The following is a 24,818-nucleotide window of genomic DNA, read 5'->3' as shown; positions in this document are numbered from 1 at the left end:
CCAGAGCGATCAATCGCCGCGATGGTAGGCCTGTTCGGCAGGTAGCAGAGGGATGGTCATCGACGCCGGCGCGTCGAGGCTGAAACTCTTGAGCTTGAAGGTCATGCTGTTGGCCTTGAACACCGTCGGGTAGTTCTGCTGGGTCCAGGTGTTCCAGCTGGCCACGCCCAGGGCCATTTGCAGCGAGTAGTCCAGGGAATTGAAGCCGGGAGTGAAGGGCTCGTTGGACTTGAGATTGCGGTAGAACGGCGCCACCGCTGCTTCATTGACCACACAGCCGGGCAAACGCTTGTAGGTTTCGTTGCTGTTGTCGGCGAGCTTGACCACTTCCAGGCAATTGTCCTTGGTTTTGGGATTGAAATCCGGTCCGGCTTTGCCCCGGGTATCCATGGCCCGGCTGTGGCAGCTCATGCAACCGGAAAGCGGACTGTCGACGGGGCCGTTCATGCGTCCCAGGTAGCCCATCTGGTCGTCTGGTGCACGGTTGGCGAACAACGCCTTGGCCTCGGGGTTGATCCAGCTTTCCTCCGGGCGCTTGCCTGTCCGGTAGTCAGCGTAAGTGAATCCCGGTGAGTTGCCCCACTCCAGGCCCACGGGAATCAGGTTTTCCCAGTAGTTGGCGGAGCCCCGGGCTCCGTTGAATACGAAGGTGCCGAATACCCAGCCGCTGTGGGTGGCATCGGCCTGTTCCTTGACCGCAATATCCATCTGCAGCAGGCGTAGCTTTTTCAACTGACCGTTGTTGGTGATGTCCGCTTGCCATTCCAGGTTGTGGCCTTTGAGGTAGGGCGCTTCGCTATCGGTGGCATCGGTGAACAGCAGCTTGGCAGTGACCGTGCCTACCGGGAATGAGGCGTTGGTAGTGGTCGGGCGCACCGAGCCTTTCCACACCTTGCCGAAGGTGCTGCCGCCGAAATCGTTATAGAAACCCACCGCCCAGTTACTGGTGCGCCGGGTCTGGTTTGGTCCCAGTTCATGCAGGCGGCTGCCTCTTTCCATGGTCAGGCCATGTACGGGTTCGCGCTTGGCGTGCATCCAGGGCGCGTGGTACCAGCGACGCACGCTGTTCTTCTGCACTTCCCAGTCGACCCCGGTATTGCCTTCGATCACATAACTCAGGACCTCGGCCATGTACTTCTGTGGATCGGTCTTGTAGTTAGTGCCGCTCCAGGGAAAGTTCGGGACATGGGCCGGCGGGCTGGCGGGGTATTGATTGTTGATAGCGAAGCAGGGCGCGCCGGGGATGCAGGGCGCCCTGGCGGAGGTGTTGAATTGCTTGATGGCGGCCTGGTCATAGCCGTCGTCACCGGACAGCGCGTGAACGTTGATGCTGTAGGCGGTGGGTAGGACCATCACGATGGAAAGCAACAAGGATCTGGATGACATAGGACTCTCCTTGGCCATGAGTCATTACGATCAAGCTTGACTGCACAGGACTACTTGGGCGCGCTACTCCTGGCATTGGCAGCGATAGGTAGGGGGGAGCTAGGTGCCGATTGCGAACGTCCATGCACTCCAGAACAGTAGCTGAATAACCTACTTCGACTGGGGGTATTTTTACCCACTACCGACGGTGGCGCCGGTGTAGGAGCCGGCTTGCCGGCGAATCCCGAGAGCGGCGCAGGTTCTGGACGATGGGGCATGGCCGGCGGCCTCTTCGCCGGCAAGCCAGCGCCTACAGCAACCGGCGGCGAATCCCGGGTGCAACGCAGGGCGTGGCCGCTGGGTTGCTTGAGTGGCTCAGACCTTGAGCACCTTGCCGCTGGCGGCCACCGCCAGCAGCAGGACCGCGATCAGGCCGAAGGCCAGGCTCAGGCTGCTGCCATGGGCAATGAAGCCGATCACCGCCGGGCCGGCCAGGATGCCGGCATAGCCCAAGGTGGTGATGGCCGGGACGGCAATGCTCTCGGGCATGACGTTCTGCTTGCCCACGGCGGTGTACAGCACCGGCACGATGTTCGAGCAACCCGCGCCCACCAGGGCGTACCCCACCAGTGCCGCTTCCCAGGCCGGGGCCAGGGTGGCCAGCAGCAGGCCGGCCGCCGCCGTGCTGCCGCCGATGACGATCACCCGCCGTGCGCCCAGACGGTGGACGATGGCATCCCCGGTCAGGCGGCCCAGGGTCATGGTCAGGGCGAAAGCGGCGTATCCCAGGCCGGCGTAGGCGGCATCCAGGTCGCGTTCGGCGGTGAGAAATACCGCGCTCCAGTCCAGCACCGCGCCTTCGGCGAGGAACACCACGAAACACAGGCAACCAATGAACAACACCACGCCATGGGGCACGGCAAAGGCCGGGCCCGAACTCTGGCTGCCGTAGGGCAGCATGTGCGGCGCGGCCTTGAGCAGGGCCACCAGCATCAGGGCGATCACCACCAGGGTCGCGCCCAGTGGCGACAGGCCCAGGCCCAGCAGGGCGCTAACCCCTGCGGCGCCGACAATCCCGCCGAGACTGAACAGCCCGTGGAAGCCCGACATCATGGTCTTGCCGCTGGCGCGCTCGACGATCACCGCTTGCAGGTTGACCGTGGAATCGACACCACCGAGCCCGGCACCGAACATGAACAGCGCCGCCATCAACAGCGGGATCGAGGTCAGGGTCGCCAGCAGCGGCAAGGCCAGGCAGATCAGCAGGGTGCCGCCGGCCATGACCCGGCGACAGCCGAAGCGCCCGGCCAGGGCTCCGGCGATCGGCATCGCCAGGATCGAGCCCACGCCCAGGCACAACAGCAGCAGGCCCAGGGTGCCTTCGTCGAGCCCGGCCCGGGCCTTGGCGTAGGGCACCAGCGGCGCCCAGGCGGCGATGCCGAAACCGGCGATGAAAAAGGCGATGCGCGTGGACATCTGTTCGAGGCGGCCGAGGGTGGCCTGGAAGTGGGTGTTGCTGGCAGTCATAAAAATCCTTGGCGATCAAACTCGCTGCCGGCCACCTGATGCCCCCATGGCGTGATGGCGGCCGGGTGGGGATTGTGACAAATCTAGCCCTCGAAGGTTGCAGTAATCGCCAGCGCGGCGTTTGCGCAGTGAGTTGCGGGTGAAATAAATTTGCACAGGTCGGCGGTTTGTTTCGCATACTCGCCGGCTTTGCACAAAAACGTTGCAGCGCGCGCCATCCATCCCCGGAGTTTCGCCCCCCCATGAATGCCAGTCTCGATGCCTACGACCTGAAGCTGCTCGCCGAGCTGCAACGCGATGCCAGTACCGCGCAGAGCGAACTGGGCCTGCGGGTCAACCTGTCCACGGCGGCGGTCAACCGGCGGCTCAAGCGCCTCTGCGATGAGGGGGTGATCGAGCGCTACAGTGCCATCGTCGCCCCGGATGCCCTGGGGCATGAGCTGAGCATCATCGTCGAGGTGGAAGTGGAGAGTGAGCGCATCGACCAGATCGATGCCCTCAAGCGCAATTTCCAGGCCTGTCCCCAGGTCCAGCAGTGCTACTACGTGGCCGGCGAATGCGATTTCGTGCTGATTTTCTGCGTGCGCAACATGGCCCAGTACACCCAGCTGACCCGCGAACTGTTCTTTGGCAATGACAACGTCAAGCGCTTCAAGACCCTGGTGGCGATGAACCGGGTCAAGGTCGGGCTCCAGGTGCCCACCGACGGTTGAGGTTCAAGGGGTCTGCAACGCCTCCACCAGGAAGTCGACGAACACCCGGACTTTCTGGGATAGGTGGCGCTGGCTGGGGTAGAGCGCGTAGATCTGGCGGCTGGGCAGGCGATGTTCCGGTAACACTCGCAGCAGTTGGCCGCTGTCCAGGAGCGGTTGGGCGACAAAGCCGGGCAGGGCGCCGATGCCTAGGCCGGCCACCAGCATCTCGCTCAGCAGCAGGCTGTTGTCCACGGCAAAGTGCACCGGCAGTTCCAGTCGCGTCTGGCCTTCCGGGCCCTCCAGCTGCCAGCGTCCGGGATGCTCCGCCAACCGGTAGGCCAGGCAACGGTGGCGATGCAGGTCGGCAATGGCGCTGGGCGTGCCCTGGGCCTGGAGATAGGTCGGCGCGGCGCAGATCACCTGCTCAACCTGACCCAGGTGACGAGCGATCAAGGTCGAGTCCTCCAGTTGCCGGCGAATTCGCAGGGACACGTCGAAGCCTTCGCCCACCACGTCCAGCACCTGATCGTTGAGGGTCAGGTCCACCTGCAATTGCGGGTAGCGCTGCATAAAGGCCACCAGGATCGGCGACAGCACCTTGAGCCCAAAGGATAGGGGCGCATTGATCCGAAGGCGGCCTCCGGGTTCGCGGCTGCCAGCCTGGGTGGCGCGCTCCAGGGTGTCCAGCTCATCCAGCAGATGACAGCACTCATTGAAGTAGCTCTGTCCGGCTTCCGAGAGGCTCATGCGTCGGGTGGTGCGCAGGATCAGCAGACTGCCCAGGCGCTCTTCCAGTTGCCGCACCTGCTTGCTGACGGCGGCAGTGGATTGTCCGAGGTCGGCGGCGGCCTGGCTGAAGCTGGCCCGCTCCACCACCCGGCGAAAGGTGCGCATGGCCATCAGTACGTCCATATTGTTTCCTCAGGGTTGAATATCTATCCACGATTCGGCTGATTATCTCTGATTGATCTCTCAATACCATGAGCACTTCATTTCACAGGAGTGTTGTCATGGCCCATCGCGCAATGTCGAAGATCCTTCCCGGGGTGCTAGCCCTGGCCCTTTTCAGCGGTGGCTGCAATGCCGCCACTGCGGCCCGAGCCGAGGTGGGTATCAGCCCCTGGGGGGCCAAGGATGAGATCGGTCGCTTGAACCTGATCACCCCCGAGTCCCGGGCGGCGATCATGGCCCGGGTCAGCGGCGAGCAGGCCTACGACCTAGCAGTGGATTACTTTGTCGGCATGCCTAGTTGGCAGGCCGCTGGAGATCCGCCCTATCAGATGTGGATGACCCATACGCCCCACGGCAATGTGGTCGCCGATCCGATGCAGGTCGGCGAACCGATGAACCAGCACGTCAGCTACAGCGGTTCGGCGGTGTCGATGTACGCCCATATGGGCACCCATATCGACGCCCTCAACCACTTCGGCCTCAACGGTAAGATCTGGAACGGCTACCGTGCCGACCAGCACCTGGGGGACCGCGGCTGGAACGTCACCGGCGCGGAAAAACTGCCGCCGATCATTGCTCGCGGGGTGCTGATCGACGTCGCCGCGGCCAAGGGCCTGGAACAGCTGGCGGACAGCTACCGGGTCACCCGCGCCGACCTGCAACAGGCCCTGGCCAAACAGCAGGTCGCCCTGGAGAAGGGCGATGTGGTGCTGATCCGTACCGGGCGCATGCGCGACTACGACAATGCCCAGCGCTACATGGCCAACCCGCCGGGGCTGAGCCTGGATGCGGCGAAGTTCCTGGTGGAAGAGGGCGGGGCCATGGTGGTGGGGGCGGACAACCTCAGCTTTGAAACCTTCCCTTCCGAGGTCGAGGGCAATTACCTGCCGTTGCACACTTACCTGCTGGCGATGCAGGGCGCGCCGATCCTGGAGCTGGTGAATCTGGAAGGCTTGTCCCGGGACAAGGTCTATCAGTTCGCCTTTATCGGTGCCTCACTCAAACTGCGGGGTGCCGACGCGGCGCCGATCCGGCCTATGGCCTTGCCCATTCGCTAGCCTGGCGGATGGTTTTTCTTCAGCAGCGCGCGATGTCCACCCAGGTTGCTTAGTCCCCTCTGGTCGAGCCGCTGGATTGTCCGTAATGTCAGCAGCTCGTTTTTTTCTGGAGGCAGGGTGATGGCGGCGTTCTACGATGCCCGGGGCAATATCTATGGCGTGGTGTCGCCCGAGGCGCTGCGCAGCCTGGGCATTGCCTTGCCCGACACGGCGGCGCAGGCGGCCCTGGACCGGCGCCGGTGGGCCGTGCAGGCCATTGCCGCGCTGTGTGACTGGGCGCCGGGTACCCGGCCGCCAGGGGCCAAGGCTCATCGCAGTGACGGTTTGTTGGTGGGGCCGTTTCAGGCCAGCGCGCCTTTCGATCTGCTGATCATCAATACCGACGGTACCCTGGCGGAGCGCAGCGGCAATGGCCTGACGATTTTTTCCCAGGCCCTCACCGAACAGGGGCTGTTGGCGGCGGAGGGGGAGACGCTATTGCGGGTGCATCATGACCAGCCCGGTGGCGAGTCGCCGGTGATCACCGCGGTGGAGCCGGCGCGGGTGGCGGGGGTGCAGGGGTTCTGGCTGGATCTCGGGCAGCCGAGCTTCGGGCCTGAGGCGGTGGCTGCCATTGGGGTCGAAAGCGTGACCTTCAATGGCTGCCAACTGAGCCGGGTCGCGCCCTTGCAGGCGCTGAATCCACAGTGGCAGCACAGCCAGTTCGTGCGTATCGGCAATCCCCACTGTGTGAGCCTGGTTGATCACGCCGACGCTTTGCCGAGCAATCGGCAGATGCTCGAACCGCCGTTGTTGGAGGGCCTGACCCGTACCGCGTTCGCCCGGCCCTTCGGCAGCGGCGAGCCATGCTCGGCCGGGGTCAACCTGCAATGGGCCATGCGCGCAGGCGAAGGGCGCATCGCGGCCCGGGTCTTCGAGCGCGGCGAAGGTCCCACCGCGTCGTCCGGCACCAGTGCCAGCGCCGTGGCTTGCGCGGCCTGGCGGGTTGGCTGGGTCCAGGCCGGGCGGGTCGAAGTACTGATGCCGGGCGGCACCGCGCCGTTGATGTTGCAAGAGACCGACGGGGTGTTAACCCGGGTGAGCCTGTTCGGCACGGCGCTGGCACTGGCTGAGTGAGGACGTCGGAGTTGCGGTGGCAGAGTGCAAAACGGCTGGAGTTTCTATAGCGTGGCGGCAGTCGCGGCTCGTCTCTCGACACAGCCCACATTTACGTAAAGGACTCGACATGCAAAAAGGAACGCCCCGCCGAGCTTTGCTCAAAGGCACGGTTATGGCCCTGGGGGCTGCGGTCGCTGGCAGTCTTGGTGGTTGTCTGACCAGCAAGCTGTACGAAAGCCGAGCCAGCAATGAGGTCTATACGGAAACCGTCAGCCAGTTCTATCTCACGGCGGACGCGAAGAGCTTTGTCATCCTGGGCAAGAAGTACCACTACTTCGTGATGGTCGATCCGGAGTTGCTACAGGCCATCAAGTCGGGCCTGCATGGAAGAATGCAGGCCGAGTTTTCGCAGATCCTCGTCAATGCGTGGCAGAACCTGGAGGGTGAGCTGGTCCTGAGGATTCCCGGGCTGGACCAGCTTGACGCCCAGCAGATCGATGAAGCCAAGGCTTTGGGCTTCGTCGTGGCGACGTCGCAGAACGCCTTGTTGCACCGTTATGCCATTCGCGGCAGCCGCTTTGAGTCCAAGCGGGATATCAGCGTCTATCAGGCCAACGCGTTGAACAGCACCTACACCCTGAACTTCTCGGCGTACCGGGAGAAGAGCAAGGTTGGCCAGGTGCTGCTGACGCCGGTGACCCTCACCGCAGACGGCGTATTGACGATCCTCGCCCTGCCGCTGTTGCCGGTGGCGTTCATGGCGGCCCAGCCGTTTCGGGTCAAGTAAGCATCGCCACGGGTCAGTCGCCGGCCAGTTGCACCTGAGCCATCTGCCGCTGCATCAGCACCTTGCCGTGGCGGATCGAATACAGCGGCAGGCCCTGGCTGCGGATCATTTCGTAGTCGCTGTCGGCTGAGAGGATCAGCAGGTTCGCCGGTCGACCTTCTTCAAGGCCGTAACCCTCGCCCAGGGCCAGGGCCTTGGCGCTGTTGTCGGTGACCAGGTCCAGAGCGTTCTGCAGATTGCGGTAACCGAGCATGTGGCAGATGTGCAGGCCGGCTTCCAGCACTCGCAGGATGTTGCCGTTACCCAAGGGGTACCAGGGGTCGACAATCGAGTCCTGGCCAAAGCACACGTTCATTCCCGCTTCCAGCAACTCATTCACCCGCGTCACGCCACGGCGTTTCGGGAAGCTGTCAAAGCGCCCCTGCAGGTGAATGCTTTCGGTGGGGCAGGAGACAAAGCTGATGCCCGAGTGCCCCAGCAGGCGGAACAGCTTGGCGCAGTAGGCGTTGTCGTAGGAGCCCATGGCGGTGGTGTGGCTGGCGCTGACCCGTGAACCCATGTCGCGGCTGCGGGCTTCCTCGGCCAGCACTTCGAGAAAGCGCGAGTGCGGGTCGTCGGTTTCGTCGCAGTGCACGTCCACCAGGCAACCCGTGCGTTCGGCCAGGTCCATGAGGAATTTCACCGAGCTCACGCCCTGGTCCCGGGTGTATTCGAAGTGTGGAATACCGCCCACCACATCGGCGCCCAGGCGGATGGCTTCTTCCATCAGCTCGCGGCCGTTGCGAAACGATTCGATGCCCTCTTGAGGGAAGGCGACGATCTGCAGGTCGATCAGGTGCGCGCTTTGCTCGCGCACTTCGAGCATGGCCTTGAGGGCAGTGAGGTCCGGGTCGGTGACGTCGACGTGGGTGCGCACGTGCTGGATGCCGTGGGCCGCCAGGGCGCGGATAGTCTTGTGGGCGCGGGTGCGGGTGTCTTCGGCGGTGATGGTGGCCTTGCGCTCGCCCCAGCACTCGATGCCTTCGAACAGGGTGCCGCTCATGTTCCAGCGTGGCTCGCCGGCGGTGAGGGTGGCGTCCAGGTGAATGTGCGGCTCGACGAAGGGCGGCACCACCAGGTTGCCGCCGGCATCCAGGTGTTCGGGGCCGAAGGCCGGGACGGCGTCAGAGGTGTCGGCGCTTTGCAGGACAATGCGGGCGATGCGGCCGTTTTCCAGGTGCAGTTGGTGCAGGCCTTCACGGTGGCGCAGGCGGGCGTTGGTGATCAGCATTGGAGCAGTTCCTCGGGTCGGGCAATCAGTGGTTCAGCCGTCGGATCAGGGCAGGTCCTTGTCCCACGGTCGTTGGACTGCTCCCGACCAGGCGTTAACGCGCCGTGGGGCAGGGGGCAGGGTGTTGCGTGACCGGGCCATGATAGACCCGGAAGGTGCCGGGTGAGCAAATCAGGCCTGGATGTCGACGGCCTGGGGGACGCGCGCGCCCAGCATCGCGCTCAACAGGATGTAGCTCAGGCCGGCAGCCGCGATGCCCACCAGGGGCGCGACCCAGGGCGAGCAGAAGGCCGCCAGGGTGCCCAGGCCATAGGCGCACAGCCCGGACCAGTTCCAGGCGGGCAACTGGCTGTCGGCCAGGCGCGGGTAGCGGCCGCGCCAGCGATAGAAAAAGTCGGCCATGATCACCCCGCCAATCGGCGGAATCACCGTGCCCAGCAGCACCAGGTAGGGCACCAGCAAATCGTACATGCCGAGCATCGCCAGCAAGGTGCCGATCAGCGCGCCCACCAGGGTCACGGTCTTGCGTCGACGGGTGCGCAGCAAGTTGCAGCCAGCCACGGCGAAGTTGTAGATGGTGTTGTCCTGGGTGCTCCAGATGTTCAACAGCAGCATGGCCATGGCCGCCATGGCGAAGCCTTGCAGCAGCAAGACCTCCACCACGTCCGGCTGCTGGTAGACGATGGCGCCGTAGGCACCGATCAGCACCATCAGGCCGTTGCCGATGAAGAAACCGATCAGGCTGGCGCTCACCGCCACCCGCGCCGAGCGGGAGAAACGGGTCCAGTTGGTAGCTTGGGTCGCGCCGCTGACAAAGGTGCCGAACACCAGGGTCAGGGCCGTGGACAGGTCCATGGTGGCGCTGGGGGTGAGGGCCAGCAGGCCGTCGAGACCGCCGACCTGAGTGGTTGCCACCGCCATCGACAGCACCAGCAACAGGCCCATGGCCGGCACCGCGATCCACGACAGGATCTCCAGGCCGCGATAGCCGATATAGGCGGTGGCGCAGAACGCCATGCCGAACAGCAGCATCAGCCCCAGCACCGCGCCCGAATCCAGCTGGAAATACTTGCCCAGCACCACCGCGGCTGTGGCGGTGCCCCAGGCGTACCAGCCGACCTGGGTCAGGCCGAGGATCAAATCGCTGAGCTTGCTGCCCCGTTCACCGAAGCAGAAGCGCCCCATCAGCACGGTGTTCAGCCCGCTCTTGAAGGCGATGTAGCCCAGGCTTGCGGCGTAGATCCCCAGCAGCAGATTGCCGACGAGGATCACTGCCAGCAGGGTCGGGAAGTCGAAAGCCACCCCCAGCTTGCCGCCGGCGAACATGGTGGCGGTGAAGAAGGTGAAGCCCAGCAGCACCATGGCCATGGAGGCCAGGCCCTTGCGGGCGTGCTGCGGAACTTCGCTCAAGGGGTAGTCGTTGCCGGGTTCGTGCTGGGTCATGGCCTGTCCCTGGTCGCAGTGGTGCCTCGCCGTTGCAGGCGCCGTGCCAAACCGGTACCGCCGGGGCGGGCGCCCCAGCAGTTATAGCCGATGCCCGTGGGTCTGCACCGGATGCAGGCGGCACCGGGGCGAAAGTGGTGCACTGCCGCGTGGCCGGTTTCAGTCCTGGTCGGGGCTGAAAATGCTTTCGATGGGCAGCTGGAAGGCCCGGGCAATCTTGAACGCCAGGGGCAGGCTGGGGTCGTAGCGGCCGGTCTCGATGGCATTCACCGTCTGCCGTGATACCTCGAGCCGGGTGGCCAGTTCGGCCTGGGACCAGCCTTGCCGGGTACGCAGTTCGCGCAGTTGGTTGTTCATCGGTAGCGCCGCACGCCGGCCACCGTGGCCAGGGCCCAGACCAGGCCCATCACGGGCCATACGTAGAACATCGAGAGCCGGGGCAGGCCGGCGGTTTCCAGGAAGCCGTAGCTGAAGGTGATCAGCGCGGTGCAGACAAAGGACAGGCCCAGGGCTTCGAGCTGGATGCGCCGGGCCAGTTCGTCCATGCGCCGCAACTGGCGCACCACCGCCAGGGCCATGGCCACCATGGGGATCACCGGCACCAGGGCCAGGGCGATCTTGCCCGGGCCCGGGTTCAGGTCCGCCAGCCAGTGGCTGCTCAGCAGCACGCAGGCGATGTAGGCCAGCAAGGCCAGGCCGAATTCGACGAAATAACGTTTACTGCCCATGGGGCGATCTCCTGAAGTAAAGTGTCCTTTACATTAGGCGCGAGTCTTTTCTGTGTCAAGGGTGCTTTACATCTGGTGCTCTGCTCAGTCGAACAGGGTCACGCTGCGCCGTCCCTGATGGAAATCGAAGGCTTCCTGGATATCCCGTTCCACGGTGCGGCCCTGGGACAGCGGCGGCAATTGGTCCGGGGCGAAGAACGCTGCGTCGCTGGTTTCGCTGCCCGCCACCGGGCTTTCGCCATCGTGCCGTTCGCAGAGGAAGTAGAGCTTGTAGAAGTCCCGGTGATCCGGCTTGTAGGGGCCCTTGGCCTTGTGCCGCAGGCCGTACAGCTGGCGCACCGAAACCTGCAGCCCGGCTTCTTCGTGGATTTCCTTGATGATGTTCTGCGCCGCCGACAGGCCCACATCGGCGTAGCCCCCGGGCAGGGCCCAGAGGCCGTCGTGCTGCTCGCGCACCAGGAGGATCTTACCGTCCTCGATCAGCGCGCCGCGCACTTCCACCATTGGTGTCGAATAGCGTTGGGCGAAGTCCGAGACCAGATCGGTGATGCGCTCCAGGGGCACGTTGCCCAATTGCGCCAGCATGCCGTGGGCGATGTCGGCGATTTCCTGGTAGCGCTCGCGGTCGTGCACGTCCTGGCAAAAGTGCAGGCCGGTCGAGGCGATGGCTTGCAAGCGTTTGGCGTGGGTCAGCCAGCTGCTTTCCATAAGAGAGGTTCCTGCAACGTCAAAGAGAAGGCGCTTGTTTTAAGCCCTTGGCGAGCAGGGAGCAAGCACCACGCCGCGCCAGGCGGCGTGGTGCTGTTGGATTACCCCGCGAGATCCTGCCGGTGGCAACGCACCTGCTGGTCGGCATCGCCCAGCAGTTGTTGTGGCAGCTCGCAGCCCGGGCCGCGCCGGCTGCAGCGGTCGAAGAAGAAGCAGCCGGCGGGCAGCTTGCGGTTGCCCGGCAGTTCGGTGGGGGCCGAGACCTGGCTGTCCGCCAGGGGCGCGCCCAGGCGTGGCACCGCATCCAGCAGCAGTTGGGTGTAGGGATGGCGCGGCCGCTCCAGCACCTGTTCGGCGCTGCCCAGTTCGACGATCTGCCCCAGGTACATCACTGCCACCCGGTCGGCCATGTGCCGCACCACCGAAACGTTGTGGGAGATCAGCACAAAGGTCAGGCCGCGGCTGCGTTGCAGGTCTGCCAGCAGGTTGAGGATCTGCGCCTGCACCGAGATGTCCAGGGCCGAGGTCGGTTCGTCGAGGACGATGATGTCTGGGTTCGACGCCAGGGCCCGGGCAATGGCGATGCGCTGGCGCTGGCCACCGGAAAACTGGTGCGGGTAGCGCTCCAGGTATTCGCCGCGAATACCCACCTGCTGCGCCACCTTGGCGGCGATCTCGCGCATCTGCCCGGCCGGGGTGTTGCCCAGGGCGAACAGCGGCTCGGTGATGATCTTCCAGATCGGCAGGCGTGGGTCGAGGGACGATTGCGGGTCCTGGAACACGATCTGCACGTGGCTGTGGCGCTCGCGGTCGCTGGCGTAGGCCCAGCGCAGGTCGCCGCTGCTGGGCTTGACCAGGCCCATGAGCAGTTGCGCCAGGGTGCTTTTGCCGCAGCCGGATTCGCCGACGATGCCCAGGGTTTCCCCGGGGCGCAGTTCCAGGTCGATGCCGTTGAGGGCATGGGCAAAGGCCCGGGGCCGCCCCAGCCAGTCATTGCTCAGGGGAAAGCGCACTTGCACATCGTTGAGGCGCAGCAGCGGCGCGCTACCGGTTTGGGAGTGGGTGGCGGTCATTGGGCGGACTCCGGGGCAGCCAGCCAGCAGGCGCTCTTGCGCTGCTCGCAGGCGTTGATCGAATGCAGCGGCGGACGCTCGGCGCAGATCGCCATGGCCTGGCTGCAGCGTTCGCGGAAGGTGCAGCCGCCGGGCAGGTGGGCGAGGTTGGGCACTTGCCCGGGAATGGTCAGCAGCGGTGCGCCGGGGGGCACCTGTTCCGGCAGGCCGCTGAGCAGGCCGCGGGTGTAGGGATGCTGCGGGTCGAGCATGACCTGGGCGGTGCTGCCTTGCTCGACCACGGCGCCGGTGTACATCACATAGACCCGGTCGCAGAACTGCGAGACCACCGCCATGTCGTGGGTGATCAGGAGGATCGCGGTGCCCCGTTGCCGGGCCTTCTCGCGCAGCAACAGCAGCACCTGGCGCTGCACCGTGACGTCCAGGGCGGTGGTCGGCTCGTCGGCAATCAGCAACTGCGGATCGCAGGAAAACGCCAGGGCGATCATCACCCGCTGGCGCATGCCCCCGGACAGCTCGAAGGGGTAGGCCTGGAGCACCTGCTCGGGGTCGGCGATGTGCATGTCTCGCAGCAGGGCGATGGCCTTGGCCCGGGCCTGCTCCTGGCTCAGGCGCTGGTGATGGATGATCACGTCGAGCATCTGCCGGCCGATGCGCCGGGTCGGGTTGAGGGCGGTCATCGGTTCCTGGAAGATCATCGCCGCGTCGCGGCCGCGGATCTGCAGCAGCTGTTTTTCCGGGGTGGCGAGCATGTCGCGGCCCAGCAGGCTGAGGCTGCCGGAGGTGATGCGGTAGCTGCGTTCGGGCAGCAGGCGCAGGCTGAGCATGGCGGTCACCGACTTGCCCGAGCCGGACTCGCCGACCACGCCGACGATCTCCCCCGGGTTGACGTGCAGCGACACGCCGTTGAGCGCCTGTACGTTGCTGCGGTAGGCGGGGAATTCCAGGCTCAGGTTATCGATGTTGAGAACGGCGGATGAGCTCATGGTCATTTCCCCTGTTGCCGTGGATCGAGCAGGTCACGGATGCCGTCACCCAGCAGGTTGAACCCGGTGGCGGTGAACAGGATCGCCAGCCCGGGAAAGGTCGAGTACCACCAGTTGTCGAGGATGAAGTTGCGCCCGGTGGCCACCATCGCCCCCCATTCGGCGGTGGGCTGCTGCGCGCCCAGGCCAATGAAGCCCAGGGCCGAGGCCATGAGGATGGCGCTGCCGATGTCCAGGCTCAGTTGCACCAGTAATGGCGGCATGGCGTTGCGCCCCACGTGCCAGCTGACGATGTGCCAGCGCCCGGCGCCGTAGGTCTGGGCGGCCTTGACGTAGCCCATCTGGCGGATGCTCAGGGCCTGGCCTCGGGCCAGGCGCACGTAGAACGGAATGCGCACCAGGGTGATCGCCAGCATGGCGTTGAACAGGCTCGGGCCCAGGGCGGCGGCCAGGGCCATGATCAGCACCAGCGACGGCACCGAGAGCATGATGTCCATCAGGCGCATGATCAGGCTGTCGAAGCGCCCGCCGATGATCCCCGACAGGCAGCCCAACAGGCCCCCGGCCAGGCACGAGGCGAAGGCCACGAACAGGCCCACGCCCACCGACTGGCGGCTGCCGTGGAGCACCCGGCTGAACAGGTCGCGGCCGACTTCGTCGGTGCCGAACCAATGGCTGGCGCTGGGGGCGGCCAGGCGTTCGGCCAGGTTCAGGGCATTGGGATCATGGCTCGACAGCCAGGGGGCGAAGGCCATGCACAGCAGCACCAGCAGGGTCATGCATAGCCCGGCGATGGTCAGCGGGCTTTGCCGCACGCGGTAGCCCAGGTAGGCCAGACGCGCGCGCCAGCCGTTGGCCTGGACCACGGGCTGCGGCAGGGGAATGTTCAAGGGAGCGGACATCTCAATTTACCTCGCCAATGCGCGGGTCGATCACCCGGTACAACAGGTCGATCGCCATGTTCAGCAGCACATAAATGAATGACACCAGGATCGCGAAGCCCATCACCGCCGGGAAATCCAGGGCCTGGATCGACTTCACCACATAGGCGCCCATGCCCGGCCAGGCGAACACGGTCTCGGTCAGCACCGCGCCGTACAGCAAGTCGCCCAGGGTCAGGCCGAGCACCGTCACCGAGGGGATCAGCGCGTTGGGCAGGGCGTGGCGCAGGATCACCGCCCAGCGCGACAGGCCATAGGCCCGGGCGGTGCGGATGTAGTCCTCGCCCAACTGGTCGAGCATCGCCGAGCGGATCTGCCGCGCCACCACCCCGAGGTTGACGAAGCCCAGGGTCACGGCCGGCAGGATCAGGTGCTGCAGGGCATTGAGAAACAGCGGGATATCCCCGGCCAGCAACGAGTCGATCAGGTAGAAACCGCTGATCGTCGGCGGCGGCTCCAGGCCTTCGTCCAGACGGCCGCTGCCGGGCAGCCAGCCGAGGTGGCCGTAGAACAGCAGGATCAGTCCCAAGCCCAGCCAGAACGCCGGGGTGGAGATCCCGGTGACCGCCAGGGTGCGGGCGATCTGGTCAATAAAACGGTTGTGATAGACCGCCGACAGCACCCCCAGCGGCACGCCCACCAGCACCGACAGCAGCAGCGCCGCCAGGGCCAGTTCCAGGGTGGCCGGGAAGAACGCTTGCAGGTCCTCCAGCACCGGGCGGCTGGTGCGGATCGAAGTGCCCAGGTCGCCGTGCAGCAGGTCGAGCATGTAGCGGCCATATTGCTGGTACAGCGGCAGGTCCAGGCCCAGTTGGTGGCGGATGTTCTGCACGATCGCATCGCTGGCCCGGTCGCCGGCGATCAGCCGCGCCGGGTCGCCGGGAATCAGGTGCGAGATGGTGAAGGTAATCAGCGAAACCCCAACCACGACCAGCAACAGGCCGAGCAGGCGTTTGCGCAACATATTCAGGAAGGCCATGAGGCAACCTCGTTAACGCTTGACGAACGGCAGGGGCGACAGCAGCCCCGCAGCGGGGACACGGCAGCCCGTCGCCGGCCCGGTTCAGGGGCCGGCGACGGGGATCGCAGGGCCGGTCCTACTTGCTGATTTCGGCGATGTTGAACACCTGCTCCAGCATCGGATGGAACACGTAGCCCTTCACCGAATCGCGCATCGGCAGGCTGTAGTTCTTCTGGTACAGGTAGGCGTAGACGTTGTCCTTGAGGACGATCTTCTGCGCCTTCTGGTACAGCTCGATGCGCTTGGCGGTGTCGTTGGTGGCCGCCGCCTCGCGGATCAGGCTGTCGACCTCGGGGTTGCTGTAGAACGAGCGGTTGCCCGGCAAGCCCTGGAGGCTGGAGTCGAACCAGAAGTTCATGAACATGTAGGGATCGGCGAAGTCCGGGCTCCAGGAGCCGATGGCCACGTCGTAGTCACCCTTGCCGACCCGTTCACGCATGGTGGCGTTGGCCAGTTTCTCCATCTTCAGGTTGATGCCCAGGGGCGCCAGGCCCGCTTGCAGGGTCAGGCCGATGGACTCCCAGTTGGCGTCCTTGTCCGAGTACAGGTAGGTCAGATTGCTGATCTTCTGCGGGACCTTGGCCAGGCTGGCCTTGGCGCCGTCGAGGTTCTGCTGCATCAGCGGCAGGCTCGGGTCGTGGGCCCACATGCCGTCTGGGATCGGCCCGTTCATCAGCTTGGCCTGGCCCTTGAGGATGCCGTCGACGATGCCCTTGTAGTCGATGGCCTGGACCAGCGCCTGGCGTGCCTCGACGTTGTCCAGGGGCGCGCGCTGGTTGTTCAGGTACAGGTAATTGACCCGCAGCGAGGGGAAGGTCTGGATCACCACCCCGGACTTGCCGGCCAGGGTGCCGAGCTGGTCTTCGGGCATGTCCTCGATGATGTCCAGGTCGCCGCGTTCCAGTTGCAGGCGGCGCACCGAGGCTTCGCTGATGATCTTGATCACCACCTTGTTCAGGCTCGGCTTGGGGCCGGCGTAATAGCTGTTGGGCTCCAGCGTCAGCGACTGGCCCTTCTGCCAGTTGCTCAGGCGGAAGGCCCCGGAGCCGGCGGTGTGGGTCGACAGGTAGGCATTGACGTCCTCACCCTTGTTGGCCACGTCCGGGTTGATGATGCCGCCGCCGTTGTGGGCCAGGGTGTAGAGGAAGGGCGCATAGGGCTTCTTCAGGGTGAAGCGCACGGTCAGCGGATCGACCACGGCCACGCTCATGTCATCCGGGAAGGCCCCGGACGGGCCCTGTTTGAGCTGCATCAGGCGCTCGAAGGAAAACTTCACTGCCGCAGCGTCCACCGGCTTGCCGTCGTCGAACTTGTTGCCGGGCTTGAGTTTGAAGTCCCAGGTCAGGTTGTCGGCGGAGGTGCTCCAACTCTCGGCCAGGTCGCCCTGGACTTCGGTGCTGCCTTTGCCGTTCTCGACCTTGTAGGTCACCAGCTTCTGGTAGGCCGGGTAGGTCACGGCCCAGTCGTTGTTGTCGATGGTCACGGCCGGGTCGAGGGTCTGCGGGTCGGCGGCCTTGCCGATCATCAGGGTGTCCTTGGGCGCAGCGGCGCTGGCCGCCTGCCAGGCCCCCAGGCTCAGGGCGGCGCACAGCAGCGACAGGGCGACACGGGTGGACAGACGCACATCAGGGTAATTGCGCAGATTTGGGGTCATGCCGGTTTCCTTGATCATTCGATGTTGGGAAGTTCGTCAGGTTTTTTATAAAAGCTATAACCGGGCAGTTGGAGCTGAAGCGGTGTGGCGGGTAACGACCGGCTTGGGGCAGTGGGCTGCCTGTTGTTGTGGCCGGCTGGGGAACGGGAGATCAGTGTTCGAAGGGCTGGTCGTGCTCCTGGATCAGGGGGAAGTCCTCGGCGTTGGGCAGCTCGTAGTGCCACCATTCGGTGGGGATCGCCTCGAAGCCGGCGCTGAGCATGATCCCCAGCAGCAGCAGGCGATTGCGCTGCACCTGGGGCGGCAGGTCGCTGTAGAACTGGTGCGACTTGGGCTCCATTGCATCGAAGGCGGTGCCCATGTCCAGGGGCTGGCCGGTTTCATCCACCAGGGTCAGGTCCACGGCCACGCCCCGGGTGTGGTGCGAGCCCAGGCGTGGGTCGCGCACGTAGTCCGGATTGGGCAGGGCCTGCCACAGCAGCTGCTGGGCGTAGGCCGGGCGATAGGCGTCGTAGATGCGCAGGCCCAGGCCGGCCATGCGCGCCAGCTGGCTGGCCTTGTACAGGCAGGCGGCGGCGTCCTTGTGCAGCAGGCAGCGGGCGTTGCGGTAGATCACCTGACCGGCCAGGTTGTCGGCGCTGGCGTAGATCAGGTCGATTTCAAGTTGGTGGCGCTGGGCGTCGATTTCGACAAGGGGGCTGTTGTTCACTCACTCACTCCATCTGGGTTAACGCTTGAAGGTCAGGACTCGAACTGGCCGAAGGCTTCCTGCAACTGACGGTTCTTCGCCAGGCGCTGGTCCAGACGTTCGCCATAGCCCTCGGCCACGGCGGACACCATCAGGTTGAACAGGCAGGTCAGCGGCGCCAGGGAGTCCCAGAACTGGCCGACATCGGTTTTCAGTTGCAGCAGGTCCAGTGGGTAATCCCGGGCCCAAGGGCATTGCAGGTCGGTGACCAGGGCCAGGGGCAGGGCATTGGCGTTGGCTACTTCGCAGAAGGTCTGGGTGATGGCGGAGTAGGCGCGGAAGTCGGAAATGATCGCGTAGGGCTTGGCGAAGCCCGAGTTCAGGGTCTCGGCATAGATGCCCGACAGGCCATCGACGTAGTAGACCTTGGGCCGGATGTATTCCAGGTGGCTGTGGAAGGCGTTGAGGATGCCCCGGGTCGACTGGATGCCGATGATGAACACCGCGTCGGCCTCGACGATCTGCCACACGATATCGGCGAACGGCTGGCTGCGGGCCAGGCCGTAGACGTGCTGGATGGCTTCGATCTCACGATGCATCGAGCGCTCCAGGGCATCGTCCTGATGGGCCTCGCTGCGAAACGCGCCAAGCCGGTCGGTGATCAGCCAGGAGGCCGGGGCATCGCCGCGCAGGCCTTGCTTGACGTCATCCAGGTTGCGGTAGCCCAACGAACGCAGGAAGCGCCCCACGGAAATGCCGGTGGTGCCGGCTTGCTGGGCGATGCTGTCAGCGGTCTCGAAGGGCAGTTGCTGGAGGTTGGCCAACAGATAGGTAGCGATGCGCTTGCCGGTGGGCGTCAGGCTTGCAAACTGCTGTTCCAGGGTGACTTGGAAACTGTTCTTGTCCATGACGATCTCGCAAGGCGTTCGCGGAAAATGTTATCAAGGTTTCATTTTTGTAGCCTGTGTTAGAAACATAACATCGGCTTTCGCGACAAAACAAGGCTTTTGTCCGGGGTGGTCGTTTTCGGCAGAAAGTGACGTTGCTGGCTATCTCAGCGAGGTGCAGGGGAAGCGTTCAGCCAGCGCCCGAGGTCGCTGATGGCGGCTTCCACACAGGTGCTGCGACCGCTCCAGCTGCAGGCCAGCATCAGGTTGCGCGGCAGGTTGAAGTCTTCTACCGCAAAACCCTGGGCGTCGCGCCCGGCGTCATCGTGGGGCACCTGCTGGCGCAGGGTCGCGGGGCCGCTGAAGTAGGCCCACACCGGCTTGCCCAGGGCGATCGCCGCACCCACTTCGAAGGCGGTGCCGGAATCCGGCTCCAGGCCGCGAAAGTCGTTGAGGTTGGCCAGCAGGGCGTCGCAGTCGCGGATCATGGCCAGGTTCTGCTGGCAGATCCACTGCGCGGTGGCGTCTGGCGAGAGGTTCTGCGGGGCCTGGTTGTCCAGGGGGAACAGACCGTGCAGGCCCTGAACGCTGCACAGTCGCTTGAGGTACTCGCCATGGGCCTGGGCGTCGCTGCGAAACACATCGAACCCGGCGAGGTAGATACGTGGGCTCATGGCCAGCTTCCTTGCGACCTGCAGATGGTTCGGCTTATTCGCCGCGATAGATGCAGCCGCTGGTGCAGGTTTCGTGGATACGAATCGCCGAAAGCTCCGGCAGCAGGGGCTTGAGCTCGTTCCAGATCCATTTGGCCAGGACCTCGCTGGTGGGGTTTTCCAGGCCGGGAATGTCGTTCAGGTAGTTGTGGTCCAGACGCTCGTAGAGCGGCTTGAAGATGGCCTTGATTTCCGAGAAGTCGCGGATCCAGCCGGTGTGCGCGTCGACCTCGCCGCTGAGGTGGATCGCCACCTTGAACGAGTGGCCATGGAGGCGACCGCACTTGTGGCCCTCGGGCACGAAAGGCAGGCGATGGGCGGATTCGAAGGTAAACTCTTTGAAGATTTCCACAGTGTCGGTCAGCTCTGTCAGATGGCGATCGCCGGGGGGCGAGTTGAGGCAGGCGGCGAGTTTATCAGCTTGGCCCCAAGGCTGCGGAAAAACCCTGACTAAAGGGTCAGTGCGCAGCGCAGCTCTGGACTTACAGGCTTTGCAAGCGCTCGCCCAGGCGGTTCTGCGCCGCCAGTTCGAGAAACTCGTCCCCCAGGCGCCGGCTTTCGTCCATGGCGCTGCGCCAGTATTTCTGCCGGCTGGCGTCGTCGCCCATGAAGCGCTTGAAGTCGTTGCGGTCCGGCAGCTTGCCATAGGGCAGGCGCGCCAGGTACTCCTTCGACGGCGCCAGCAGCAAGACGTCCCGCAGGCGCTCCGGGCTGGCCCGGCGCCAGGGCAGGGTCTTGTCGAACCAGCCGGGAATCACCCGGTCGGTGAAGTGCGGGTAGAGCACGATGTCGCTGCCGCTGTAGGGCAGGTCGAGGTGGTAGTCCAGCAGGCCGCCGTCGCGGAAGGTGCCGGCCCCGGCGCCGGGCAGTTCGCGCACGCCCTGCATGACCATGGGAATCGAGCCCGAGGCCAGCAGGGCCTGGCGCAGGTTGCCGCGGTCCAGGGGCACAAAGCGCGAGGGGAAGTCTTCCAGGGCCAGCAGCGGCGGCGCCAGGCGCGGGTCGTGCAGCACCAGGCGCTCGAAGTGCCGGGACAGGCGCGCGCGGCCCCGCAGGTTGTCGGCGATCACCGAGGACAGGCCCAGGCCGAGGCGTGCGCGGTGATCGTCCGCCAGCAGGCCGTGGCTCTTGACCACCATGATGTTGAGCCGGTAGTGGGGGTTGTCGAGGATCGAAGCGTCGCGGCCATCGAGCAGGTCGTCGAGCATGCGCCGGGAGCTCTGGCTGATCTGCGCCATGGTCACGCCCTTGGCGAAACTCTGGGCGTTGTACAGCTGGCCCAGGCGGCGGATGCCTTCGGCGGCGTCCGGCAGGCAGGCGCTGGCAAAGCGCCAGGAACCCACCGACGCGCCGATCAACGAACGCTCACGGGGGACTGCGGGCAACCATTCACCGAACAGCGCCAGGTCCAGCCCCTGAATGCCCAGGGCCTTGGGCCCGCCGGCGGCGCCCGGCAAGGTGCCGACTTCGCCGGCGTGCAGGCCTTGACGACGGATGCGGGCCAGGGCGCGGGGGCCGGCCTTGAGGGACAGGGCGGGAAACTTGATATGGATGGCGGTCATACCGGGCTCACTCTTGAATCAGCCGCCGAGTATAGAGAACCCCGCCGCTGCGGGCCGAGTGAAACTTGTGTCAGGCCCATGATGGCCATTCAGTTTCAATTAAGTTGCCTTGGGTATCGTCGGCGTCATCGGCCTTTGGCCACTGACCTTGGAGACCTGCCATGAAAACCCTGACCGCGCTGTTCGGCGCCAGCCTGATTGCTCTGACCACCAGCCTGGCCGCCAGCCTCGCCCATGCCCGGGACCTGGGCCCGGACGAAGCCCTGAGGCTGCGCGACGCTGGTACCATTGTGTCCTTTGAAAAACTCAATGCCACGGCCCTGTCCCGGCATCCTGGGGCGAGCATCAGTGAAACCGAGCTGGAAGAGGAGTACGGCAAGTACATCTACCAGGTTGAACTGCGCGATCCGCAAGGGCTGGAGTGGGACCTGGAACTGGACGCGGTGACCGGCCAGGTACTCAAGGACCATCAGGACACTTAATGAACTCGACGATGCGCGCCGGCAGCCGGGCGGCCCTGGCGCTGTTGCTATTCTGCTCCCTGGCCGTGGCCCGCGACCTGGACCAGGACGAGGCCCTGCGCCTGCGCCAGCGGGGGGTGATCCTGCCTCTGGAGCAACTGCTGCAGCAGGCCATGGACCGCTATCCCGGTGCCAGGCTGCTGGAAGCCGAACTGGAAGAAAAACATGATGTGTACATTTACGAGGTCGAGCTGTTGACCGTGGACGGCGTGGTCCGCGAGCTGGATCTGGATGCCGCCACTGGGCGCCTGTTGAAAGATGAGGAAGATGACTGATGCGCCTGCTTGTGGTGGAAGATCACGTATCCCTGGCGGATGAACTGCTGGAGGGCCTGAAACTTCAGGGCTACGCGGTGGACTGGCTGGCCGACGGCCGCGATGCCCTGTACCAGGGCGCCAGTGAACCCTATGACCTGATCATTCTCGACCTCGGCCTGCCCGGGGTCCCGGGACTCGATGTGCTGCGTCAATGGCGTGCCGGTGGCCTGGCGACCCCGGTGCTGATCCTCACCGCCCGCGGCTCCTGGGCCGAGCGTATCGAAGGTCTGAAGGCCGGCGCCGATGATTACCTGAGCAAGCCCTTTCACCCCGAGGAGCTGCACTTGCGGGTGCAGGCGCTGTTGCGTCGCTCCCACGGCCAGGCCAATCAGCAGACCTTGCAGGCCGCCGGGCTGCATCTGGATGAAGGCCGCCAATGCGTGGTCCGCGATGGCCAGGACGTGTTGCTGACCGCCGCGGAATTTCGCCTGTTGCGCTACTTCATGCTGCACCCGCAGCAGATCCTGTCCAAAAGCCACCTGGCCGAACACCTGTACGACGGTGAAACCGAACGCGATTCCAATGTCCTTGAAGTCCACGTCAATCACCTGCGGCGCAAGCTGGGGCGCAGTGTGATCGAAACCCGCCGTGGCCAGGGCTACCTGTTCGGCGGGAGTGATTCGTGAGGTCGATCCAGCGCCGTCTGAGCCTGGGCCTGATCACGGTGATGGTGGTGGTTGGCCTGGTGCTGGCGCAGACCAGCCTCTGGCTGTTCGAAGTGGGCCTGCAACGCTACCTGGAGGCGGGTCTTCGGGAAGACAGCGAGAGTCTGCTGTTGGCGCTGGTAAGAGGTCCTCAAGGTTTGCAACTGGACGAGCGTCGTCTGTCGCCCGCCTATCAACGGCCTTTTTCCGGGCATTACTTCCGTATCGATTTCGCCGATGTGCATTGGCGTTCCCGATCCCTGTGGGATCAGGAACTGCCGCAGCTGGAGCGCGCCGGCTTGCAAAGCAACCTGCAACTGGGGCCGGAAGGGCAGCAACTGCTGGTGTTGCGCAGTGACTACAAGCGCCTCGGGCAATCGATCTCCATCAGCGTGGCCCAGGACTACACCCCCGTACGCGAGAGCTTCCAGCGCATGCGTCAGGTCGGCCTTGGCCTGGGGCTGGCGGGGTTGCTGCTGATCCTGTTGCTGCAGCGGATAACCGTGCGCCGCGCCTTGCGCCCCCTGGAGACCGCACGGGAGCAGATTGCCCAGTTGCAGCAAGGCCAGCGCTCGCAGTTGGATGCCCAGGTGCCGGTTGAACTGGAGCCGCTGGTGGCGCAGATCAACCATTTGCTGGCCCACACCGAGGACAGCCTCAAGCGTTCACGCAATGCCCTGGGTAACCTCGGGCACGCGTTGAAGACGCCGTTGGCGGTGCTGCTGAGCTTGGCCAGCGGGGCGAAACTGCAAGGGCATCCTGAGGTGCAGCGGATGCTTCAGGAGCAACTGGAACAGGTGCAGCAACGGCTCAATCGCGAACTCAATCGTGCGCGCTTGGCCGGCGATGCCTTGCCCGGCGCCTTGTTTGAATGTGATGCCGAACTGCCGGGATTGCTGGCCACCTTGAACATGATCCACGGCGAGCATCTGGACCTGAGTTTTCAGGCGGCGCCCGGGTTGCGCCTGCCCTGGGATCGCGAGGACCTGCTGGAGCTGCTGGGCAACCTGCTGGACAACGCCTGCAAATGGGCCGATGCCCAGGTACGCCTGAGTGTCGAGGAGCGGGCCACGGGGTTCTTCCTGGCGGTGGACGACGATGGCCCGGGGATTCCCAAGGAGCGGCGCAGTGAAGTGTTCAGTCGCGGAGCGCGTCTGGATGAGCAGACCGATGGCCACGGCCTGGGCCTGGGCATCGTGCGGGATATCGTTGAAGCGTGGGGCGCAACCCTGAGCCTGGAGGAGAGCGCGCTGGGTGGCTTGCGGGTCGAAATCGCACTGCCCAGGCGCTAGGTCGACGGGCCGGGGAGGGCTGCTGTGCGGTCCGGCGCGAGCAAGTCCTCGTGCCACCGTCAGCGCCTTCCTGTGACAGTGGGCTTTGCGGCCACCGTCACCTTAAGCCCGTTGCCTCTGTTCAGACGCGGAACTGATCCATCAGGCTCTGTTGCTGGTTGGCCAGGCTGTTGAGGGACTGGCTGACCCGCGCCGATTCATTGGCTTGTTCCGACAGGGATTCGGTGACGTCACGAATGGTCGCCACGTTGCTGTTGATCTCCTCGGCCACTGCGCTCTGCTGTTCGGCGGCGCTGGCAATCTGCAGGTTCATGTCGCTGATCACCGTCACCGCGTCGCCGATCTGGCGCAAGGCGGTCACGGCCTGCCCCACTTGTTCGACGCTGCCCTGGGCCTGGCGATGGCTGCTGTTCATGGAGCCCACCACGTCCCGGGTGCCGGTTTGCAGTTGTTCGATCACTTGGCGGGTTTCCTCCACCGATTCCTGGGTGCGTCGGGCCAGGTTGCGCACCTCGTCGGCGACCACCGCGAAACCGCGCCCGGCTTCCCCGGCGCGGGCTGCTTCGATGGCGGCGTTGAGGGCCAGCAGGTTGGTCTGCTCGGCAATCGAGCGGATCACTTCCAGTACCGTGCCGATCTGTTCGCTGTTGGCAGCCAGACCTTCGACCTGGGTCATGGCGGCGCTCATGTCGGCGGCCAGTTGGTCGATGCTGCGGGTGGTGCGGTCGATCACGCTCAGGCCCTGTTGCGTGGCCTGGTCGGCATCCCGCGCCGCTTGAGCCGCCTGGGCCGCACTGCGGGCCACGTCCTGGGCGGTGGCGCTCATTTCATGGGAGGCAGTGGCCACCTGATCCACCTGACGATACTGCTGTTCCATCCCGGCGCTGGT

Annotated in this window: 27 protein-coding genes; 8 read left to right on the top strand and 19 right to left on the bottom strand. The window is 64.9% G+C overall.

Annotation, left to right across the window (positions count from 1 at the left end):
* Positions 1 to 9: 9 nt before the first annotated feature.
* Positions 10 to 1,386, bottom strand: coding sequence for a hypothetical protein (locus tag FW796_RS19425; RefSeq protein WP_346635188.1), 1,377 nt, complete (start codon positions 1,384 to 1,386; stop codon positions 10 to 12).
* Between the two features lie 354 nt (positions 1,387 to 1,740).
* A complete protein-coding gene (locus FW796_RS19420; RefSeq protein ID WP_446439816.1) occupies positions 1,741 to 2,892 on the bottom strand; it encodes an MFS transporter in 1,152 nt (383 codons plus the stop codon).
* 242 nt (positions 2,893 to 3,134) lie between these two features.
* On the opposite strand from FW796_RS19420, the gene FW796_RS19415 reads away from it, so the two are divergent.
* Positions 3,135 to 3,605 carry an Lrp/AsnC family transcriptional regulator gene (locus tag FW796_RS19415; protein WP_346635186.1) on the top strand — a complete coding sequence of 157 codons (471 nt, stop codon included), beginning with the start codon at positions 3,135 to 3,137 and terminating at the stop codon, positions 3,603 to 3,605.
* 3 nt (positions 3,606 to 3,608) lie between these two features.
* Here FW796_RS19415 and FW796_RS19410 read toward each other — a convergent pair whose 3' ends face one another.
* Positions 3,609 to 4,499, bottom strand: coding sequence for a LysR family transcriptional regulator (locus FW796_RS19410; protein ID WP_446439815.1), 891 nt, complete (start codon positions 4,497 to 4,499; stop codon positions 3,609 to 3,611).
* Between the two features lie 98 nt (positions 4,500 to 4,597).
* Between FW796_RS19410 and FW796_RS19405 the strand changes: the two genes are divergently transcribed.
* From FW796_RS19405 to FW796_RS19395, 3 genes are all read left to right on the top strand, one after another.
* Positions 4,598 to 5,596 (top strand): cyclase family protein, encoded by a 999-nt coding sequence (locus FW796_RS19405; RefSeq protein ID WP_346635184.1) that lies wholly within the window; start codon positions 4,598 to 4,600, stop codon positions 5,594 to 5,596.
* A gap of 120 nt (positions 5,597 to 5,716) precedes the next feature.
* Positions 5,717 to 6,712 carry a diaminopimelate epimerase gene (locus FW796_RS19400; RefSeq protein ID WP_446439814.1) on the top strand — a complete coding sequence of 332 codons (996 nt, stop codon included), beginning with the start codon at positions 5,717 to 5,719 and terminating at the stop codon, positions 6,710 to 6,712.
* A gap of 109 nt (positions 6,713 to 6,821) precedes the next feature.
* Complete coding sequence (locus tag FW796_RS19395) at positions 6,822 to 7,481, top strand: hypothetical protein (RefSeq protein WP_404937341.1); 660 nt, start codon at positions 6,822 to 6,824, stop codon at positions 7,479 to 7,481.
* A 13-nt stretch (positions 7,482 to 7,494) separates the two neighbouring features.
* Here FW796_RS19395 and codA read toward each other — a convergent pair whose 3' ends face one another.
* From codA to FW796_RS19320, 15 genes are all read right to left on the bottom strand, one after another.
* On the bottom strand, positions 7,495 to 8,751 hold the full coding sequence (gene codA / locus FW796_RS19390; protein WP_404937340.1) for a cytosine deaminase: 1,257 nt from the start codon (positions 8,749 to 8,751) through the stop codon (positions 7,495 to 7,497).
* Between the two features lie 171 nt (positions 8,752 to 8,922).
* Positions 8,923 to 10,194, bottom strand: a complete 1,272-nt coding sequence (codB, locus tag FW796_RS19385; protein WP_346635180.1) for a cytosine permease — start codon at positions 10,192 to 10,194, stop codon at positions 8,923 to 8,925.
* A 159-nt stretch (positions 10,195 to 10,353) separates the two neighbouring features.
* Positions 10,354 to 10,551, bottom strand: a complete 198-nt coding sequence (locus FW796_RS19380; RefSeq protein WP_346635179.1) for a helix-turn-helix transcriptional regulator — start codon at positions 10,549 to 10,551, stop codon at positions 10,354 to 10,356.
* Complete coding sequence (locus FW796_RS19375) at positions 10,548 to 10,922, bottom strand: hypothetical protein (RefSeq protein WP_123727841.1); 375 nt, start codon at positions 10,920 to 10,922, stop codon at positions 10,548 to 10,550. Before FW796_RS19375 ends, FW796_RS19380 begins: the two co-directional genes overlap by 4 nt.
* Positions 10,923 to 11,006: 84 nt before the next feature.
* On the bottom strand, positions 11,007 to 11,630 hold the full coding sequence (locus FW796_RS19370) for an NUDIX hydrolase (RefSeq protein WP_346635178.1): 624 nt from the start codon (positions 11,628 to 11,630) through the stop codon (positions 11,007 to 11,009).
* Between the two features lie 101 nt (positions 11,631 to 11,731).
* The gene (locus tag FW796_RS19365; RefSeq protein ID WP_346635177.1) at positions 11,732 to 12,703 is read right to left on the bottom strand and encodes an oligopeptide/dipeptide ABC transporter ATP-binding protein; all 972 of its coding nucleotides are present in this window, start codon (positions 12,701 to 12,703) and stop codon (positions 11,732 to 11,734) included.
* A complete protein-coding gene (locus FW796_RS19360) occupies positions 12,700 to 13,695 on the bottom strand; it encodes an ABC transporter ATP-binding protein (protein ID WP_346635176.1) in 996 nt (331 codons plus the stop codon). Before FW796_RS19360 ends, FW796_RS19365 begins: the two co-directional genes overlap by 4 nt.
* Positions 13,692 to 14,591, bottom strand: coding sequence for a D,D-dipeptide ABC transporter permease (ddpC, locus tag FW796_RS19355; protein ID WP_446439813.1), 900 nt, complete (start codon positions 14,589 to 14,591; stop codon positions 13,692 to 13,694). The genes FW796_RS19360 and ddpC overlap by 4 nt, the downstream gene beginning before the upstream one ends.
* 1 nt (position 14,592) lies before the next feature.
* Positions 14,593 to 15,609, bottom strand: coding sequence for an ABC transporter permease (locus FW796_RS19350; RefSeq protein ID WP_346635174.1), 1,017 nt, complete (start codon positions 15,607 to 15,609; stop codon positions 14,593 to 14,595).
* A 118-nt stretch (positions 15,610 to 15,727) separates the two neighbouring features.
* On the bottom strand, positions 15,728 to 17,305 hold the full coding sequence (locus FW796_RS19345; RefSeq protein ID WP_346635173.1) for an ABC transporter substrate-binding protein: 1,578 nt from the start codon (positions 17,303 to 17,305) through the stop codon (positions 15,728 to 15,730).
* Between the two features lie 151 nt (positions 17,306 to 17,456).
* Positions 17,457 to 18,014 carry a D-alanyl-D-alanine dipeptidase gene (gene ddpX, locus FW796_RS19340; protein ID WP_123727847.1) on the bottom strand — a complete coding sequence of 186 codons (558 nt, stop codon included), beginning with the start codon at positions 18,012 to 18,014 and terminating at the stop codon, positions 17,457 to 17,459.
* 32 nt (positions 18,015 to 18,046) lie between these two features.
* Positions 18,047 to 18,901, bottom strand: a complete 855-nt coding sequence (locus FW796_RS19335; protein WP_446439812.1) for a MurR/RpiR family transcriptional regulator — start codon at positions 18,899 to 18,901, stop codon at positions 18,047 to 18,049.
* Positions 18,902 to 19,047: 146 nt separating this feature from the next.
* Entirely contained in the window at positions 19,048 to 19,554 is a 507-nt protein-coding gene (locus FW796_RS19330; protein ID WP_346635170.1) for a nucleoside 2-deoxyribosyltransferase, read from the bottom strand.
* A gap of 34 nt (positions 19,555 to 19,588) precedes the next feature.
* Positions 19,589 to 19,945 (bottom strand): 6-carboxytetrahydropterin synthase QueD, encoded by a 357-nt coding sequence (gene queD, locus FW796_RS19325; RefSeq protein WP_011062303.1) that lies wholly within the window; start codon positions 19,943 to 19,945, stop codon positions 19,589 to 19,591.
* A gap of 130 nt (positions 19,946 to 20,075) precedes the next feature.
* A complete protein-coding gene (locus FW796_RS19320; RefSeq protein WP_346635169.1) occupies positions 20,076 to 21,155 on the bottom strand; it encodes a patatin-like phospholipase family protein in 1,080 nt (359 codons plus the stop codon).
* A 161-nt stretch (positions 21,156 to 21,316) separates the two neighbouring features.
* Between FW796_RS19320 and FW796_RS19315 the strand changes: the two genes are divergently transcribed.
* Genes FW796_RS19315 through FW796_RS19300 form a run of 4 tightly spaced genes read left to right on the top strand, consistent with a single transcriptional unit; the run spans position 21,317 to position 23,929 of the window.
* The gene (locus FW796_RS19315) at positions 21,317 to 21,637 is read left to right on the top strand and encodes a PepSY domain-containing protein (RefSeq protein WP_346635168.1); all 321 of its coding nucleotides are present in this window, start codon (positions 21,317 to 21,319) and stop codon (positions 21,635 to 21,637) included.
* An 11-nt stretch (positions 21,638 to 21,648) separates the two neighbouring features.
* Positions 21,649 to 21,951, top strand: a complete 303-nt coding sequence (locus tag FW796_RS19310; RefSeq protein WP_402887585.1) for a PepSY domain-containing protein — start codon at positions 21,649 to 21,651, stop codon at positions 21,949 to 21,951.
* Entirely contained in the window at positions 21,951 to 22,619 is a 669-nt protein-coding gene (locus FW796_RS19305; protein ID WP_123727854.1) for a response regulator transcription factor, read from the top strand. Before FW796_RS19310 ends, FW796_RS19305 begins: the two co-directional genes overlap by 1 nt.
* Positions 22,616 to 23,929, top strand: a complete 1,314-nt coding sequence (locus FW796_RS19300; RefSeq protein ID WP_446439811.1) for a sensor histidine kinase — start codon at positions 22,616 to 22,618, stop codon at positions 23,927 to 23,929. The genes FW796_RS19305 and FW796_RS19300 overlap by 4 nt, the downstream gene beginning before the upstream one ends.
* Before the next feature lie 121 nt (positions 23,930 to 24,050).
* Here FW796_RS19300 and FW796_RS19295 read toward each other — a convergent pair whose 3' ends face one another.
* Positions 24,051 to 24,806: a methyl-accepting chemotaxis protein gene (locus FW796_RS19295; RefSeq protein WP_404940064.1), complete on the bottom strand. Its 756-nt coding sequence runs from the start codon at positions 24,804 to 24,806 to the stop codon at positions 24,051 to 24,053.
* Positions 24,807 to 24,818 lie beyond the last annotated feature (12 nt).

This window comes from Pseudomonas sp. 910_21, from assembly GCF_052850735.1.
Note: the sequence above shows the minus strand (reverse complement) of the source record. Positions and strands in the feature narration are given on the sequence as shown.